The sequence below is a fragment of the Campylobacter concisus genome, assembly GCF_002092855.1.
In the GTDB taxonomy this organism is placed as follows: Bacteria; Campylobacterota; Campylobacteria; order Campylobacterales; family Campylobacteraceae; genus Campylobacter_A; species Campylobacter_A concisus_AI.
This window is the reverse complement of sequence record NZ_LVLC01000001.1, coordinates 406,501-424,161: the sequence shown is the minus strand read 5'-3', so window position 1 is coordinate 424,161 and position 17,661 is coordinate 406,501. Positions and strand designations below refer to the sequence as shown.

Here is a 17,661-nt window from a genome sequence, read left to right as displayed (position 1 = left end):
ATGAGGCACTTTTTGACGCTAAATGACTTTAGCAAAGATGAAATCGAGCAGATGATAAATTTAGCCCGCAAGATTAAAAAAGAGGCGAAGGCTAGAGAATTTAAGCCATATCTTAAAGACCAAAAGCTTGCTATGATATTTGAAAAAAGCTCGACTAGAACGAGAGTAAGCTTTGATGTGGGCATGCATGAGCTTGGCGGATATGCGCTATTTTTAAGTAAAAATGATATACAAATAGGCCGCGGCGAGCCTATACGTGACACCGCTAGAGTGATAAGCAGGATGTGCGATATGGCGATGCTAAGGGTCGATAAGCACGAGACGCTAGAAGAATTTGCTAAATTTTCAAGCGTGCCAGTGATAAACGGCTTAAGTGATAAATTTCACCCAGTACAGCTCATGGCGGATTATCTTACGATGCTTGAATTTAGTGCAGGCGAGAAGGTCGCGTACGTAGGTGATGGCAACAACATGACTCACTCGTGGCTCATGCTAGCTAGCAAACTTGGACTTGAGCTAAGAGTCGCCACGCCAAAAGGCTATGAGGTGGACGCTGAAATTTTAAAGATGGCTAATGAGAATGCGAAAATTTCAGGTGCGAAAATTTTTATCACAAATGATATAAAAGAAGCGGTAGATGGTGCCGATGTAGTGACTACGGACACTTGGGTATCAATGGGGCAAGAGGCCGAGAAAGAAAAGAGGCTAAAGGACTTTGCTGGATACTGCGTGGATGAAAATTTGATGAGCTTAGCTAAAAAAGACGCGATATTTTTGCACTGCTTGCCAGCTTATAGGGGCTACGAGGTGAGCGAGGCAGTTTTTGAGAAGCACGCAGATGAAATTTTTAGCGAGGCTGAAAATAGACTTCATGCCCAAAAAGGCGTGATGGTCTGGCTGGATGAGAGAAGAAGATGAGCAAAGAGAAAAATATATATGATGAGATAGATGAGATCGGCAATAACCTTGGGCTGAGTAGCCCTGAAAAGACGATCTTTGAGATAGTTTCAACCAAAAATCCAAATGAGCATATTTTAAATTTAAAAAGTGGCTCTTGGGACTCAAAAGAGCCGTGGTTTGGTATTGATGAAAATCAAAATTTACACACGGTAATCTCTGTAAAATCGCTTTCAGCTTTGATTGAAGCCTTAAAAGAGTCGCAAAAAGAAAATTTTGATCTAAGGCTTGAAAAGACGATCTGGCAAAATATTCCGGTTGATTTTAGCGATGTTTGGGTGGTTGCTATGGATGAGATAAAAAAGATCGCAAGCGATAAAAAAAGTAGGCAATTTAATATTGATCTTGACAAACTAGTAAAAAATATCAAAAAAGAGCACCCAAATTTATTTGTAGACATAAAAGAGGTGATTCAAATGGCAAGGAGTAGGGCAGATGATTGATTTTAGTGCTTATGTGAAGTATTCAAGGCCAGGGCCAAGATATACTAGCTATCCGACAGCACCAGAGTTTGGCGATAAATTTAGCTATGAAGCTTATATAAAAGAGCTTGAAAATCGTGATCTCAATCGACCGCTTTCGCTTTATTTACACTTGCCATTTTGCAGAAGTGCTTGTTATTTTTGTGGCTGTAATGTCATTTACACGAGCAAAGAGGACCGCAAAGAGAAATATATAAGATATATAGAAAAAGAGCTTGAAATTTTAGCTCGTCACCTGGATACCAGTGCTGAGGTCTTACAGATGCACTTTGGTGGCGGTACACCAACATTTTATAATGCCGCTCAGCTTGATGAGATCATCAAACTTATCAAAGCTAAATTTAAAAATTTCTCAAAAGAGGCTGAGATAAGTTGTGAGATAGATCCGAGATTTTTGACAAATGAGCAGCTTGATGTGCTCATATCTCATGGTTTTAACCGCATAAGCTACGGCGTGCAAGATTTTGATGAAAAGGTGCAAAAAGAAATTCATAGAATTCAGCCTTATGAGATCACCCAAAATGCTGTAAAAATGGCTAGGCAAAAGGGCATAAAATCAATCAATATGGACCTGATCTATGGCCTGCCGTATCAAAGCCTAGAGAGCTTTAAAAAGACGCTTGAACTAGCCCTCACACTTGATCCTGATAGACTTGCGGTATTTAACTACGCTCATGTGCCATGGATAAAAAAATCAATGCGTAAATTTGATGAAACCACATTGCCAAATCCAGAAGTGAAGCTTGAAATTTTAAAATTTACAGCTGAATTTTTAACTAAAAATGGCTATAAAATGATAGGAATGGATCACTTTGCAAAGCCAAACGATGAGCTTTTTGGTGCTCTTGCAAATGGTACTTTGCATAGAAATTTTCAAGGTTATACGACAAAGGGTGGCGCTGATCTTATTGGTATAGGCGTGACAAGTATCGGTGAGTGCAAAAGGCACTACGCACAAAATCATAAAGATATGGATGAGTATGAAAAGGCGATAGATAGTGGAAAGTTGCCATATGCAAAAGGAATTTATCTAAGCGATGAAGATTTACTTAGAAAGAGTGTGATTATGAACTTAATGAGTAATTTTGGGCTTGATATCAAAGCTATCGAGAATGAATTCCATATAAATTTCTTTGAACACTTTAAGGAAGAGCTTGAGGAGCTTAAAAATTTAAGTGAATTTGTCAATGTTACAGCAGATAAAATCAGCGTAAATGAAACTGGAACACTGATAATACGAAATATTGCAATGTGTTTTGATGAATATCTAAAGAAAATTCCCGAGAATTTAAGGCGTTTTTCTAAGACTATATAAAAATTATTTTTTTGTCATAAGATATTTAAAATGCATTTAATATTTCTTGGTGTATAATTCGTGTCAAAATTTAAGTATAGACTTAATAATAAAAAAAGGTAAAAGGATCTTAGTTATGAAAAAGATATTGGCAATTAGTGCTTTGGCAGCAACTGTACTGTCAGCTCAAGATGTTCCTTATAGGATTTTTCTAGCTTCATTTGCACAAGATGATAATCAGGCTAGAATCGACAGTGCTGTTAATAAAGTCAATAGCAAAATCTCTGACAGCAGACTAACTACAGGTATCTATGAGGTTGGTGGACGAAAATTTTTATATGTTGACACGACTCCAGTCTCTGAGGATGAAGCTAATAGTCTATTAGTTAAAGTTCAAAACGAATCAGGCTATAAAGATGCTTTAATGAGAGCAAAAGCACCTGTAGCTGATACTCAAATAACAAAAAAATCTAATATAGAACAAGCTATATCAGCTGAAGTAAAACCAGTAGCACAAGTTGATGAAGGAGTTTTGACTTTAGATCAAGTTATAAAGACTATTTTAAATGAAAATCCAAGTTTAAAAGCTACAGAATTTAACTATCTACAAGTTGGTAAAGATCTAAAAATAGCAAAAAATGCCTATTATCCAACACTTGACGCTGCTGCTAGAGTGGGATATGAGAAAAAACGTCTTGATGATGGAGTTTCTACAAGAAGAGGAGATGGAAGAATCTCTGGTACATCTCTAACCTTGGTTGAAAATTTATACAATGGTGGTGCTGATAAAAATAGAATAAATTCTCAAAGCGCAAGGCTTGATTCAGCTGCTTATTCGGTAGCACAAGCTGCAGATAGACTTACATTAAATGCTGCAAATGCTTACTTGCAAGTTCTTCAAACTAAGAGAATTTTAGACATTGAAGAAGAAAACGTAAAGAGTCACGAGGAAATTTATAGTCAAATTAAAGATAGAGCAAGATCAGGTTATGGTGTAGCTTCTGAAGAGAGACAAGCTGGATCACGCTATACTCTAGCTCAATCAAACTATACAGCTGCTAAAAATAACTATGAAGATGCACTTTCTACATTTGAGAAATTATATGGAAAAAAAGTTGCAGCTAAAAATTTAGTAATGCCTGAGTTTAGCCTTCCTTTGCCTAGCACAAAAGAGGCTGTTTATAATAAAGCAATTCTTTGCAACCCATCACTTTTGGTTCAAAAATCAAATATTGCTATGGCAGAGTCAGTTGTGAAAGAGAAAAATGCGCCATTCTTGCCAAAACTAGATCTTGTTGTATCTGGTGCGTATGATCATTCAAATGTTTTATATGACAATTATGAAGAACAAACATTCGACGCACTTTTAAGACTAAACTATAACCTTTACAATAAAGGTAATGATAAACTAGATAAAGAAAAAAGCCAACTTGCCGTTCAACAAGAGCAACAAACTTTGGATAATCTTGTAAGAGAACTTAAAGAATCTTTGGAATTTTCATGGCAAAATTATGTTCTTAACCAAGAAAAAATGGGATACTTAAATCAACACGTTGAGTATGCTAAAGCTACACTTGATGCTTATCAGGATGAATTTAGAATCGGTCGTCGCGATCTTATAAACTTGCTTGATGCTGAAAATGAATATAACTCTGCGTTAAAAGAGATTGCTACAACTGAGACAGCACTATCTTATGCAAAATACAGACTGTTAGATAATATGGGAATGATCTCAGATAGCTTTGAACCAGGTTTTGCAAAGAGATACATTCAAGGTGCTTGCAGCATTCAAAACGATTTAAGATAAAAATGTAAAAAGTAATGACCATGAGGGTCAAGACAAATTTTTGGACGCTTATTGTAAGCGTCCTTTTTTTATTATTAGCAAGTGCTATTGGAGATTTTATAAAATCAACAACTATAGCAAAGGTAGCTAAAATTTATGGAGAAGATGCAAGAAGAAGGGCTTCTGCTCTAAATTCTTTAATGACTTCATTGCAAGATGCAACTGAACAAGAGAAATTAATAAAAGTAAATGACTTTTTTAACTCTTTTAGATGGGTTGATGATATGCAGCTTTGGCACAAAAAGGATTATTGGGCTACTAGAATGGAATTTATAGGAAAAGGTGCTGGTGACTGCGAAGACTACGTTATCGCAAAATATTTTACACTAAAGCAGCTAGGAATTCCAACTCAAAAATTATACTTCACATATGTTAAAGCCTTAAGATACAATCAAGCTCATATGGTTTTAGCATACTATGATACACCAAAATCTATTCCATTAATTTTAGATAACATAAATGGTAAAATAAAAATCGCAACTCAAAGAACAGACCTTGTTCCAGTTTATAGTTTTAATGGTGATTCGCTATACTTGGCAAAACAAGAAGGTCTTGGTCAAGCAATACCAGGTGGAAATAAAAAACAAAATCCTAAGTGGATGGAACTAATAGATAGGATAGGAAAAGAGGATTTATGACGCTATTTAAACAAATTATGATCGCCGTGATAACTTTTGGTATCATGATTTTTATGGCTGTTGGCTACTTAAATTTTAAGAGCCTAAATGGATATATTAATGACCAGCTTGGTGAAAACGCAAGACATACAGCAAATTCGCTTGGACTTGCTTTAAAGCCTATTATCGATCCAGATGACATGTCCTTGGCTCAAACAATGATAAATTCTATGTTTGACAGCGGTAGATACAAGCTTATCAAGCTTGAAGATGTTGATGGCAAGGTTCTTATTGAAAATTCTCAACAAACTGTTGTTAAAGATATTCCTGAGTGGTTTTACAAAATAGCCAAGTTTGAAGCGCCAATAGCAGATAGCGAGATTATGACTGGCTGGGCAAAATTTGGCACGCTTTATGTTCAAGGTAGCACCGCACTTGCCTACAATGAGCTTTATACTAACTCAAAAAATATTTTTAATTTTCTTCTTCTAATGATAATTGTCACTCTTGTGGTGGCATATTTCGCTCTAAAAGCTATTTTTAGACCACTTATGAAGGTTCAAGATCAGGCTGAGGCCATACTTGATAATAAATTTATCATTCAAAAAAGAATTCCATTTACAGCCGATCTTAAAAAAATGGTTCTAGCTATGAACTCTATGGTTAGTAAGGTAAAAGACATTTTTGAGAGAGAGGCGGCCACACTCAGTAAATATCAAGAGCTTTTATATAAAGATACAATGAGTGGTACTAATAACAGAAGATTTTTTCAAACTAAATTTAGTGAGTATCTAGCTAGTGAAGAATATTCAAGTGGCGTTACTCTACTTGTTAGTTTTAAAGATCTAATAAATTTAAAAAGTACGCTTGGTTTTGAAAAATGGCAAAGCGTTGTAATGAAAATAGCTCAAATTTTACAAGAAAAATCAATCCATAATGATAAAAATGCGATTGTTGCAAGGCTTAACGATAATGATTTCATTGTACTTTCGTATGGTAGAAATTCATCAAATTTCTTGGCTCTATGTGATGAAATTATGAACGAGTTTAAAAAGCTTTATGCAAATTTTGCGCTAAATGATAGCGAGTATCCAGTAAATGCTGCGATAGTTGAGTATTCACCAAATACTGATATCAAGACACTTCTTACTTCAGCTGACGTTACATTGGCTAGCTCAAGACTTGCTGGAAGCTTTACATACAAGGTATTTAATGAAAATCAAAATACTTTAGTGATTGGTAAAGAGAAGTATAAAGAGCTTATTTTTGACTCAATAAAAGAGGATGAATTTAAATTCGCAGCTCAAAAGGTGATTGATCTTAATTCAAATTTTGAGCAGTATGAGCTTTATTTGAGGCTTGTTGATAAAGATGGTGTATGGCGTATGGCCTCATATTTCATGCCGATGGTAAATGAGCTAAATTTAGGTGCAATGCTTGATCTTCATATCTTAAATAGGGTAGCTAGAATTTTACCGGAGAATATCTTACCAAGTGGTAATTTAGCCATAAATTTAGGAAAAGAGATATTAAACTCAGATGAAAATTTTTCAAAACTTGAAGCTACACTTAAAAAGATAAGCCAAATTTCTAAATATAAAAACTATATAGAAATTCCAAATAAAGACGATATTAGCATAGAAAGTATAGTTAAGCTTACTAAAAAATTAAAAGAACTTGGCTTTGGATTTGGTTTTGACCACTTCGAGCTTAACGCAAAAGGTATCGAGAAACTAAAAGAATTTAACCCTGATTATGTAAAAATTCAGTCAAATGTCTTGATTGACTTCTTAAGTGATAAGTCAGGAGTAAACACAAAACAATCACTTGATGTTGTTTTAAGCTCAAAAGACATTATTTTGATCGCAATCGGCGTTGAAGGCGAAGAACAGAAGAAAAAGTTAATCGATCTTGGCATTAAAAATATGCAAGGAATTTATATAGATGAAATTAAGAACATTGGATGATAGATGCATAGTGATAAGATAAAAGATGAACTGCTTCAATGTTTGGTTATTTTTACCAAGCTTCATAATAATCCATACAGCGCCGATGCTTTAACTATTGGCTTGCCAGTAAAAGATGGCGATGAGATTGAGCTTTTTTCACTTAAAAGCTCAAGGTCTTTATTTTCTCGTGCTGCTTCTCGTGCTGGCTTTGCTTCTACCCTTGTAAGAAAAGATCTTGAACAAATCTCTCCTTTAGTTTTACCTTGCATTTTAATGCTTAGAGGTAAAAAAGCTTGCATCTTGCAATCTTTTAGTAAAGATAAAAAGACAGCAAATATCATAACACCAGAACTTTCAACTGGTACTAGCACGATAGAAATAAGTAAATTAAAAGAAGAATATTTAGGCTATGCATACTATCTAAAGCGCGAGTTTGTTCCAGAGGATACTAGCTCAACAAAGCTAATTGATGCTGGAAATGACCACTGGTTTTGGGGAACTCTAAAACGTTCAAAAAAGATTTATTTTGATGTTGTTCTTGCAAGTTTTATTATAAATTTATTTGTTCTTGCTAGTCCGCTTTTTACGATGAACGTATATGACCGTGTTGTGCCAAATAATGCGGTTGAGACACTTTGGGTCTTGGCACTTGGCGTAAGTGTAGTTTATGGCATAGATCTTTTCTTAAAATTTGTAAGATCATATTTTCTTGAGATTGCTGGTAAAAAGAGCGATATCATAATGAGCTCTATTTTATTTGAGCGCGTTATGGATATGAAATTTAGCAATAAACCAAAATCTGTTGGTTCTTTCGCTAGTAATCTAAAAGAGTTTGATACGGTTAGAAATTTCTTCTCATCAGCCTCATTGGCAGCTATTGTGGATCTTCCATTTGCGATCATTTTCTTGATAGTTACTTATTTTATAGGAAGCTATATCGTACTCGTGCCAATTGTTATTATGATAGCTATTTTATGTTATACGTTTTTTATAAAAGATCCACTTCAAAATGCCATTAAAAGTACATTTGAGGCTTCAGCTATAAAAAATGGAATTTTAATAGAGAGCCTTAGTAGTCTTGAAACCATCAAAACTCTTGGTGCTAGCGGACATATACAATGGAACTGGGAAGAGGCAACCGGAGAGATAGCAAATAGAAGCATTAAATCAAAAATTATCACAACTTCGATAACCACTGTTACATCTTTTTTAGTGCAATTAAATACTATTGCCATCATCGTTCTTGGCGTCTATATGATACAAGATACGCATCTTACAATGGGTGGTCTTATCGCTGCGGTTATGCTTAGCTCTCGTGCTATCGCTCCTATGGGACAGGTAGCTTCACTTGCTGCAAATTTTGAGCAGACAAAAACAGCCTATCAAAGTCTTAGTAAGATTATGCAAATGCCTGTTGAAAGGCCAGAAGGTAAAAAATTTGTTAGAAGAAATTCTTTTGATGGAAAGATTGAGTTTAAGAATGTAAGCTTTACATATCCAGATACCACAAAAGGTTCGCTTGATAGGATAAATTTTGTTATTCAGCCAGGTGAAAAAGTTGGCATTATAGGCAAAAATGGCTCTGGAAAAACTACTTTACAAAAGCTCATTTTGGGACTTTACTCACCAACTGAAGGCTCAGTGCTAATCGATGGTATTGATATTAATCAAATCGATCCAGCCGATCTTAGGCGAAATATCGGCTATGTTCCGCAAGATGTTGTGCTCTTTAAAGGAACGGTTAGAGAAAATATTGTTCAAAAAGCACCATATGTTGATGATATTCAGATTATAAAAGCAGCTAAAGTAAGCGGAGTTGATGAATATGTAAATGCTCATCCGCTTGGATTTGATATGCCAGTTTTTGAAAGAGGCGATGGCATAAGTGGTGGACAGCGTCAAAGCATAGCTGTGGCTAGGGCATTTTTGCTAGATAGTCCTATTATTTTGCTTGATGAGCCAACAAATTCTCTTGATAATACGGTTGAAAATAAGTTAAAAATAAATTTAAAGACAAATACAGCAAATAAAACGATGCTGCTTGTTACACATAGGACGTCGATGCTAGATCTTGTTGATAGACTTATAGTTATGGATAATGGCAAAATTTTATTGGACGGACCAAGAGATGAAGTTTTAGCAAGACTTAGTGGGAAGTGATCATGCAAGAAGATATCAAGAATAAACAAAATGAAAATCTAAAAACTGAAAAGAGATTAATTTCTGAAAATAGTATAAAAGAACAAGAGGAAGCTAGTAATAAAATTTTAAATAGTGTAGATGATATAAAGTCTAATCTTCAAACAAAAAATTATGATGCTTATGATTTGAAATTTATGTCAAGTCTTTCTGAGGCTGTTTTGGCTAAAGCCCCATCTACATCTAAAAAGATACTCTATACGGTTGCTATAACTATCTTTTGGCTTCTTGTTTGGGCTTCCTGGGCACAAATAGATGAGATCACAAGAGGTAGTGGTAAAATCATCCCGTCTGGAAAAAACCAAGCGATACAAAATCTCGAAGGCGGTATAGTCGATCAAATTTTTGTAAAAGAGGGTGATGAAGTCAAGAAAGATCAAATTCTAATAAGGCTAGATAATAAAAATTTTACGAGTAGTTATGGCGAGTCAAAACTAAGACTTGATGAACTTCAAGCAAAATTTATGAGACTTGATGCTGAGGCAAATGATAAGGAATTCGACTACGACGAAGCTAGAGATGCGAACAATAGTAAAGCCATAAGATACGAGCTAAGTCTGCATAATTCAAATATTGATCACTTAAATGAGCAAATAGGAATTCTAACAGAGCAGATCCATCAACGCCAAAGTGAGCTAAATGAGCTTAGAAATAAAATTTCTCAAACTCAAAATAGCTACAACCTTGTTTTAAAAGAAAAAGCTATCATGGAGCCTATCTTTAAAAAAGGTCTTGTTAGCGAGGTCGAGTATATCCAGCTTCAAAGACGCGTAAATGACCTAAAAGGCGAGCTTGACGCATCTGTGCTTGCCGTGCCAAGGGTCGAATCGACCATAAAAGAGGCAAAAAATAAGATAGAAGAGGCAAAGCTGGCATTTAAAAATAATGCAAAAAAAGAGCTAAATGAAGTTTCAGCAGAGATCGCAAGGATAAATGAGTCACAAATCAGCCTAAGTGATAGAGTAGAAAGAACATATGTAAGATCTCCAGTAAACGGTATTGTTAGTAAAATGATGGTTCATACAGTATCAGGAGTTATCAAGCCTGGAGAAAATATTGCGGAGATTGTTCCTCTTGAGGATAAGCTAGTAGCTGAAGTAAAAGTAAAGCCAGCTGATGTTGCATTTTTGAGGCCTGGGCTTGATACGATGGTTAAATTTACGGCCTATGATTTTAGTATTTACGGTGGTTTAAAAGGCAAAGTAACGCAGATTAGTGCCGATACAGAGACTAATGAAAAAACTGGCGAGAGCTATTATTTGGTCAGGATAGAAACTGAGAAAAATTATCTTGGTAGCGAAGAAAAACCGCTTAGAATAAAAGTTGGTATGATAGTCTCAGCTGATATCATTACCGGCAAAAAGACAATACTTGATTATTTATTAAAGCCTATTTTAAAGGCAAAACAAAATGCTTTAACGGAGAGGTAATGGGCAAGATCGCTTTTTATGATAAGAAATTCGGTGAATATGAGATTGAAAAATTTCAAAATTTACAAAATTTCTATCTCATAAAAGATGATCATTACTGCGATATAGTTAATGACGAAATTGAACGATTTAAATTTAGTGATTGTGAAATAGATTTTTTACAATTAGTAGATGTTGCTAGTAGACATAAAAAGCTATTTAAAAATCTAAAAATTTACGATGATATAGTAAGAAGTATTAAAATTTTAATAAAAGGCTATGACCAGAGTTTGGATAAATTTGACTTTGATCCCGGAATTTTAAATTTAAATACCCCTTATAAATATGCTATATCACAAGATTTTTTTGAAATGACTATTTTTTTAGAAGAAAAATCTTCTGTGGTTACTAAATTTTTCTCATCAATAGATTACAAGATACACAAAAACGGCGAAAGTCGTCATATAGAATTTTTTATAAATAATAAAAAAATTTATGAAAGAATCATATAAATAATCCAAGGAAAGGTAATGCAAGTTATTTTATTTACACAAAATAGTGCATTAAACAATATTTGGAGAAGCTATTTTACTGGCAATAGTGATGTGAAATTTATACATAATAGAAAAGAGTTTTTTTCTCATATAAATGATGATGTTGATATTATAGGCATTGATATTGATGTTTTTAAAGATAATATTGATGATGTTATAAAAAATATAATTGAAGAATCACCAAATATAAAAATACTCATACTCTCAAATAGACCAACGATAAACGAAGGCAAGCATCTGCTTACGCTTGGAATCAAGGGCTATGCAAATTCTCACATGAGGAAGACTCACTTTGAAGATGCTTTTGAAACTATTTTCAATGGAAATATATGGCTTTACCAAGAATTTGTTCAGGCAATGATTAGTGAGCTAACCGGCTCATATATTAATAGCGAAAGTGAAAAGGTAGACAAAAAGACCGACCTCTCTGAGCTTAGTTCAAGGGAAAGAGAAATTGCAGATTTAATCTATCAGGGTCTAACAAATAGTGAAATTTCAGAAAAAACAGGTATTACACTAAGAACAGTTAAAGCACATACAAGCTCGATTTATAGTAAGCTAAATGTAAAGGATAGAATAGGGCTTGTGCTTTTGATGAAGCAGCTTGACGCATAAAGTCTTGATTTATTTTTGTGATAAATTTAAGGCCCTTCTTCAAAAACTATAAATTTTTATACATGCGCCCATAAGAAATACATACATAACTTTTACTAGCTGAAGAATATAATAAATATAAAATTTGAAATAAAAAAAGATTTGCTAAAATCTTAAATAAAAAAATTCTAGCAAATTTATCAATAGCCGAGATAAGAAACCAGAAACTTTAGTCTTCCAAATCGATATCTACTTTTTCAACATTTGTTATGATGTCTTTTGTATTTTTTTCGATATCGTGTTTATTTTTTTCAATAAGTGATCTATTTTGTCCAATCAAATCCCTATTTTCTTTAATGCCATCACTATTTTGTTCAATTAATTTGCTAAGAGTTGATATTCTTTTCTCATAACGTATCATTAGAAAATAAATTACATAAATTAGTAATAAAATTATTGCCCAAGGTAAAAATTGCATATTAAATCCTTATATATTTTTGTAATTATAGAAATTTTAGCTTTTAAAAAAAATAAAACCATAAAAATTATACATATTTTATAAATACTTAATGGTGTATTACTGATTTAAATGTAATAAAAATTTGTATTTTTAAATGGCTGTATTTTATGGTTTTAATTTTTATGAATTTTTTTAAAATTTCCCTTGACTTTTACATTGTTTTGATATATAATTGCCACTTCACAAAATAGGTGCTGGTGTAGCTCAGTTGGTAGAGCTACTGCCTTGTAAGCAGTGGGTCGGCGGTTCAAGTCCGTTCACCAGCTCCATTTTTGTAACAGTGTTTGACCAGAAAATACCAAAATAGTTTATTAATGTTTAAGGTGAGATACTCAAGCGGCCAACGAGGGCAGACTGTAAATCTGCTGACTATGTCTTCCGTGGTTCGAATCCACGTCTCACCACCATTGTTATGCGGGAGTAGCTCAGTTGGCTAGAGCATCAGCCTTCCAAGCTGAGGGTCGCGGGTTCGAGCCCCGTTTCCCGCTCCAAAATTTGGGAAAATAAACTGGGAGCTGTATCTAGATTTTACTAAACACAGTTATTCCTTACTTTATTTTCAAAATTTTTAGTTGTTTGTATTATTTAATTGGAATCATCTCTGCCAAGCGTTTTTCGCTCATATGGCTCAGAGGTAGAGCACTTCCTTGGTAAGGAAGAGGTCGCGGGTTCAAGTCCCGCTATGAGCTCCACTGGTTAATATGATTTTATTATGATTATACAAATTTGGTATGAAAAAAGACATATATCACATACGGAGGAAAAGATGGCTAAAGAAAAATTTTCACGTAACAAGCCGCACGTAAACATAGGCACTATTGGTCACGTAGACCATGGTAAAACTACATTAACAGCTGCAATATCTGCTGTTCTTTCACGCAAGGGACTTGCTGAGCTAAAGGATTATGATAATATTGATAATGCTCCAGAAGAAAAAGAGCGTGGTATTACAATTGCTACTTCACATATTGAGTACGAGACAGAGAAACGCCACTATGCTCACGTTGATTGCCCTGGTCACGCCGACTATGTAAAAAATATGATTACAGGTGCCGCACAAATGGATGGAGCTATTTTGGTTGTTTCTGCAGCTGATGGCCCAATGCCACAAACTAGAGAGCATATTTTATTATCACGCCAAGTTGGTGTTCCATATATTGTTGTTTTCATGAACAAAGCTGATATGGTTGATGATGCTGAGTTACTTGAATTGGTCGAAATGGAAATCCGCGAGTTACTTAATGAGTATAATTTCCCAGGCGATGATACACCTATTGTTTCTGGTTCAGCGCTTAAAGCTCTTGAAGAGGCAAAAGCTGGTCAAGATGGTGAATGGTCGGCAAAAATTATGGAATTAATGGATGCAGTTGATAGCTATATTCCAACTCCAGTTCGTGCGACAGATAAAGACCTTCTTATGCCGATTGAAGATGTTTTTTCGATTTCAGGTCGTGGTACAGTTGTAACTGGTAGAATCGAAAAAGGTGTTATAAAAGTTGGTGACACAATTGAGATTGTTGGTATTAAGCCAACTCAAACAACAACAGTTACTGGTGTTGAAATGTTTAGAAAAGAGATGGATCAAGGCGAAGCTGGTGATAATGTTGGCGTTCTTCTCCGTGGTACTAAGAAAGAGGATGTTGAGCGTGGTATGGTTCTTTGCAAGCCTAAATCAATTACCCCTCATACAAAATTTGAAGGCGAAGTCTATATCTTGACAAAAGAAGAAGGTGGTCGCCATACTCCTTTCTTTAATAACTATAGACCACAATTCTATGTAAGAACAACTGATGTTACTGGTTCAATTACGCTTCCAGAAGGAACAGAGATGGTTATGCCAGGTGATAATGTAAGAATTTCTGTTGAATTGATTGCTCCAGTAGCACTTGAGGAAGGCACTCGTTTTGCTATCCGTGAAGGTGGTAGGACTGTTGGTTCAGGTGTTGTTTCAAAAATACTTGGTTAATTTATAAAAATTTGTCAAAGGGAGAACATTCCCTTTGATATTTTGAAAAGGACTTATATGAGAATTAAAATTGGTTTAAAATGCTCTGAAAGTGGTGATATAAATTATACAACAACTAAAAATAGTAAAACTACTACAGATAAAGTTGAGCTTAAAAAGTATTGCCCAAGATTAAAAAAACATACTATACATAAAGAAGTTAAATTAAAAAGTTAATTAAGAAGCTATTAGGGCAATAGCTCCAACGGTAGAGCGCTGGATTCCAAATCCAATGGTTGGGGGTTCGAATCCCTCTTGCCCTGCCACGACTAAGGTTAAGGTTATGGAGAAAATTATAAATTATATTAAGCTTTCTAAATTGGAAATAATGAAGGTTATCTATCCTACAAAAGAACAAATTAGAAATGCTTTTTTTGCAGTTTTTATCGTAGTTGCTGTTGTATCACTTTTTTTAGCTCTTGTCGATGTTATTATGTCCTTTGTTCTATCTAAAGTTATATAATATAAGGAAAAGTAATGTCACATAAATGGTATGCTATACAGACTTACGCTGGAAGCGAAATGGCAGTAAAAAGAGGAATTGAAAATTTAGTAAAAGATCATGGAATAGAAGATCAGCTAAAAGAAGTTATAGTTCCTACAGAAGACGTAATTGAAATAAAAAATGGCAAGCAAAAAATCAACGAAAGAACTCTTTATCCAGGTTATGCTTTTGCATGCTTAGACCTTGATACAGCTCTTTGGCACAGGATTCAATCTTTACCAAAAGTTGGACGTTTTATTGGTGAAGCTAAAAAACCTACACCATTATCTGAAAAGGATATTAATACTATTTTGGAAAAAGTTCAAAAAAGAGCTGCGCCAAAACCTAAGATATTCTTTGAGGATGGTGAGAGTGTTCGTATAACAGAAGGTCCTTTTGCTAACTTTACAGGTATTGTTGAAGAATATGACATGATACATGGAAAACTTAGGCTTAATGTTTCTATTTTTGGTAGAAGCACCCCTGTTGATATTTTGTATTCACAAGTTGAGAAGATAATTTAAGGAGCAAGAAATGGCTAAAAAAGTTATAGGTGAAATAAAATTACAAATTGCTGCAACAAAAGCAAACCCTAGTCCGCCGGTTGGTCCAGCTCTTGGACAAAAAGGTGTTAATATTATGGAATTTTGTAAAGCCTTTAATGAGAGAACAAAAGATATGGTTGGGTTTAATATTCCAGTTGTTATAACTGTTTATGCTGATAAAAGTTTTACATTTATCACAAAACAGCCTCCTGCTACAGATCTTATTAAAAAGGCTGCAGGTATAACAAAAGGAACTGATAATCCTTTAAAAAATAAAGTAGGCAAATTGACAAAAGCTCAAGTTCTAGAAATAGTTGAGAAAAAACTTGTTGATTTGAATACAAATGATAAAGAGCAAGCAGCCAAGATTATTGCTGGTTCAGCTCGCTCAATGGGTGTCGAAGTAGTAGACTAAAGCCTTTACCGTCAGGTTGATTAGCAAAAGACGGAAGCAATATATATGCGGAGAAATTTATGGGAAAAACTAGTAAGAGATTTCAAGAATTGCTCAAAAAAGTAGAGCAAGATAAAATTTATAACCTTAGTGAGGCTATTGATACAGTCAAAACTCTAGCTTCTGCTAAATTTAATGAAACAGTTGAGATTGCATTAAAATTAAATGTTGATCCAAGACATGCTGATCAAATGGTTCGTGGTTCAGTAGTTTTACCAGCTGGTACAGGTAAAACTGTAAGAGTTGCTGTTATTGCTAAAGATGCTAAAGCTGATGAGGCAAAAGCAGCTGGTGCTGATATTATTGGTGCAGATGATTTAGTCGAAGATATTCAAAAAGGCATAATGAATTTTGATGTTCTTATAGCTACTCCAAATTTAATGGGTCTTGTAGGTAAGGTCGGTAGAATTTTAGGACCAAAAGGATTAATGCCAAACCCAAAAACTGGCACAGTTACAATGGATGTTGCACAAGCTGTTAACAATGCAAAAAGCGGTCAAGTAAATTTCCGTGTTGATAAGCAAGGAAATATACATGCAGGCCTTGGTAAAGTTAATTTTACTAAAGAACAATTAAATGAAAATATTTCAACATTTATTAAAGCGATCAATAAACATAAGCCTGCAACTGCAAAGGGTAGATATGTTAAAAATGCTTCGTTGTCTTTGACAATGAGCCCATCTATAGCTCTTGATACTCAAGAAGTTATGGATTTAAAATAAAACTAAAAATTAAAATTTATATCTTAGATTGGAGATAGCCGAGGCCATTGGGCTTAATTGATTCGACCCGCTCTGCTTGAAATTACCGGTCGGAAAGGAGAAAAAGTGACACGTAACGAAAAAACTGAAGTTGTTGCAAAATTAGAGAGTGAATTTAAAACTGCTGAAGCTATTGTAGTTTGTGACTATCGTGGCCTTTCAGTAAAGAAACTTGAAGTTTTAAGAAATTCTGCTAAAGAACAAAATGTAAAAGTTCAGGTTATTAAAAATACTCTTGCAAATATTGCTCTTAAAAATTCTGATAAAGTCGGAATGGAACTCAAAGATACAAATATCTATCTTTGGAGCGAAGATCAATTAGCAGTAACTAAAGTAGCCGCAAAATTTGAAGAGTCTAATACTGATCTTTTCAAAATAAAAACAGCTTATATTGATGGCGAAGTTGCTAGCGTTGATAAAGTTAAAGCTCTATCTAAAATGCCTAGCCGTGATGAGCTTATTGCGATGCTTTTACAAGTTTGGAATGCGCCAATTCAAAATTTCACAATTGGTTTGAATGCGCTTAAAGAGAAAAAAGAACAATCAGCTTAATTTAAATTAAAAAAATAATAAGGATTAAAAATGGCAATTACTAAAGAAGATGTATTAGAGTTTATATCTAATCTTTCTGTACTTGAGCTTAGTGAACTTGTAAAAGAGTTCGAAGAGAAATTTGGTGTTAGCGCAGCTCCTGTAATGGTAGCTGGTGGTGCTGTTGCAGCAGGCGGTGCAGCAGCTGCAGCAGAGGAAAAAACAGAATTTAACATTGTTTTGGTTGATTCTGGTGATAAGAAAATCAATGTTATTAAAGTTGTTAGAGCGCTTACTGGTCTTGGTCTTAAAGAAGCTAAAGATGCAGTTGAGGGAACACCATCTGTTCTTAAAGAAGGCGTTAGCAAAGATGAGGCTGAGGCAGCTAAAAAAGAGCTTGAAGAAGCTGGTGCTAAGGTTGAACTTAAATAATTTTTTATTATTTGAGCTTAATATTTCA

The 17,661-nt window shown here is 34.4% G+C and carries 19 protein-coding genes and 5 tRNA genes; 23 read left to right on the top strand and 1 reads right to left on the bottom strand.

Going from position 1 to position 17,661, the window contains the following annotated elements:
- From argF to A3223_RS02080, 10 genes are all read left to right on the top strand, one after another.
- Entirely contained in the window at window positions 1-918 is a 918-nt protein-coding gene (argF, locus tag A3223_RS02125; protein WP_084108373.1) for an ornithine carbamoyltransferase, read from the top strand.
- The gene (locus A3223_RS02120) at window positions 915-1,400 is read left to right on the top strand and encodes a DUF2603 domain-containing protein (RefSeq protein WP_084040706.1); all 486 of its coding nucleotides are present in this window, start codon (window positions 915-917) and stop codon (window positions 1,398-1,400) included. The genes argF and A3223_RS02120 overlap by 4 nt, the downstream gene beginning before the upstream one ends.
- Window positions 1,393-2,754: an oxygen-independent coproporphyrinogen III oxidase gene (gene hemN, locus A3223_RS02115; RefSeq protein ID WP_084108370.1), complete on the top strand. Its 1,362-nt coding sequence runs from the start codon at window positions 1,393-1,395 to the stop codon at window positions 2,752-2,754. Before A3223_RS02120 ends, hemN begins: the two co-directional genes overlap by 8 nt.
- Before the next feature lie 115 nt (window positions 2,755-2,869).
- Window positions 2,870-4,540, top strand: a complete 1,671-nt coding sequence (locus A3223_RS02110) for a TolC family outer membrane protein (RefSeq protein ID WP_084108368.1) — start codon at window positions 2,870-2,872, stop codon at window positions 4,538-4,540.
- 20 nt (window positions 4,541-4,560) lie between these two features.
- Complete coding sequence (locus A3223_RS02105; RefSeq protein ID WP_054196396.1) at window positions 4,561-5,217, top strand: transglutaminase-like cysteine peptidase; 657 nt, start codon at window positions 4,561-4,563, stop codon at window positions 5,215-5,217.
- Window positions 5,214-7,163, top strand: a complete 1,950-nt coding sequence (locus tag A3223_RS02100; RefSeq protein WP_084108365.1) for a bifunctional diguanylate cyclase/phosphodiesterase — start codon at window positions 5,214-5,216, stop codon at window positions 7,161-7,163. The genes A3223_RS02105 and A3223_RS02100 overlap by 4 nt, the downstream gene beginning before the upstream one ends.
- A gap of 3 nt (window positions 7,164-7,166) precedes the next feature.
- Window positions 7,167-9,305 carry a type I secretion system permease/ATPase gene (locus tag A3223_RS02095; RefSeq protein ID WP_084040698.1) on the top strand — a complete coding sequence of 713 codons (2,139 nt, stop codon included), beginning with the start codon at window positions 7,167-7,169 and terminating at the stop codon, window positions 9,303-9,305.
- A 2-nt stretch (window positions 9,306-9,307) separates the two neighbouring features.
- Entirely contained in the window at window positions 9,308-10,774 is a 1,467-nt protein-coding gene (locus A3223_RS02090) for an HlyD family type I secretion periplasmic adaptor subunit (protein ID WP_084040696.1), read from the top strand.
- Window positions 10,774-11,265, top strand: coding sequence for a DUF5416 family protein (locus A3223_RS02085; RefSeq protein ID WP_084108362.1), 492 nt, complete (start codon window positions 10,774-10,776; stop codon window positions 11,263-11,265). Before A3223_RS02090 ends, A3223_RS02085 begins: the two co-directional genes overlap by 1 nt.
- 18 nt (window positions 11,266-11,283) lie before the next feature.
- A complete protein-coding gene (locus A3223_RS02080; RefSeq protein ID WP_084108359.1) occupies window positions 11,284-11,922 on the top strand; it encodes a response regulator transcription factor in 639 nt (212 codons plus the stop codon).
- A gap of 208 nt (window positions 11,923-12,130) precedes the next feature.
- Here the strand turns inward: A3223_RS02080 and A3223_RS02075 are convergent, their stop codons facing one another.
- Entirely contained in the window at window positions 12,131-12,379 is a 249-nt protein-coding gene (locus A3223_RS02075) for a hypothetical protein (protein WP_021090800.1), read from the bottom strand.
- A gap of 235 nt (window positions 12,380-12,614) precedes the next feature.
- Between A3223_RS02075 and A3223_RS02070 the strand changes: the two genes are divergently transcribed.
- The 13 genes from A3223_RS02070 (at window position 12,615) to rplL (ending at window position 17,633) form a co-directional block, all read left to right on the top strand.
- Window positions 12,615-12,690 (top strand) — tRNA-Thr (locus tag A3223_RS02070).
- 53 nt (window positions 12,691-12,743) lie between these two features.
- A tRNA-Tyr gene (locus A3223_RS02065) sits at window positions 12,744-12,828 on the top strand.
- Between the two features lie 7 nt (window positions 12,829-12,835).
- Window positions 12,836-12,912 (top strand) — tRNA-Gly (locus tag A3223_RS02060).
- 126 nt (window positions 12,913-13,038) lie between these two features.
- Window positions 13,039-13,113 (top strand) — tRNA-Thr (locus A3223_RS02055).
- Window positions 13,114-13,187: 74 nt separating this feature from the next.
- Window positions 13,188-14,387, top strand: coding sequence for an elongation factor Tu (gene tuf / locus A3223_RS02050; RefSeq protein ID WP_021090663.1), 1,200 nt, complete (start codon window positions 13,188-13,190; stop codon window positions 14,385-14,387).
- Window positions 14,388-14,444: 57 nt separating this feature from the next.
- Window positions 14,445-14,603, top strand: coding sequence for a 50S ribosomal protein L33 (rpmG, locus tag A3223_RS02045; protein ID WP_035167196.1), 159 nt, complete (start codon window positions 14,445-14,447; stop codon window positions 14,601-14,603).
- A 13-nt stretch (window positions 14,604-14,616) separates the two neighbouring features.
- A tRNA-Trp gene (locus A3223_RS02040) sits at window positions 14,617-14,692 on the top strand.
- 17 nt (window positions 14,693-14,709) lie between these two features.
- The gene (gene secE / locus A3223_RS02035; RefSeq protein ID WP_072594862.1) at window positions 14,710-14,889 is read left to right on the top strand and encodes a preprotein translocase subunit SecE; all 180 of its coding nucleotides are present in this window, start codon (window positions 14,710-14,712) and stop codon (window positions 14,887-14,889) included.
- 14 nt (window positions 14,890-14,903) lie between these two features.
- Entirely contained in the window at window positions 14,904-15,434 is a 531-nt protein-coding gene (gene nusG, locus A3223_RS02030) for a transcription termination/antitermination protein NusG (RefSeq protein ID WP_054196403.1), read from the top strand.
- 10 nt (window positions 15,435-15,444) lie between these two features.
- Complete coding sequence (rplK, locus tag A3223_RS02025; RefSeq protein WP_021091067.1) at window positions 15,445-15,870, top strand: 50S ribosomal protein L11; 426 nt, start codon at window positions 15,445-15,447, stop codon at window positions 15,868-15,870.
- Window positions 15,871-15,929: 59 nt separating this feature from the next.
- On the top strand, window positions 15,930-16,631 hold the full coding sequence (rplA, locus tag A3223_RS02020; RefSeq protein ID WP_084108356.1) for a 50S ribosomal protein L1: 702 nt from the start codon (window positions 15,930-15,932) through the stop codon (window positions 16,629-16,631).
- A 105-nt stretch (window positions 16,632-16,736) separates the two neighbouring features.
- Window positions 16,737-17,222: a 50S ribosomal protein L10 gene (gene rplJ / locus A3223_RS02015; protein ID WP_084108353.1), complete on the top strand. Its 486-nt coding sequence runs from the start codon at window positions 16,737-16,739 to the stop codon at window positions 17,220-17,222.
- A gap of 30 nt (window positions 17,223-17,252) precedes the next feature.
- A complete protein-coding gene (gene rplL / locus A3223_RS02010; RefSeq protein ID WP_021090592.1) occupies window positions 17,253-17,633 on the top strand; it encodes a 50S ribosomal protein L7/L12 in 381 nt (126 codons plus the stop codon).
- The last annotated feature ends 28 nt before the right edge of the window (window positions 17,634-17,661 follow it).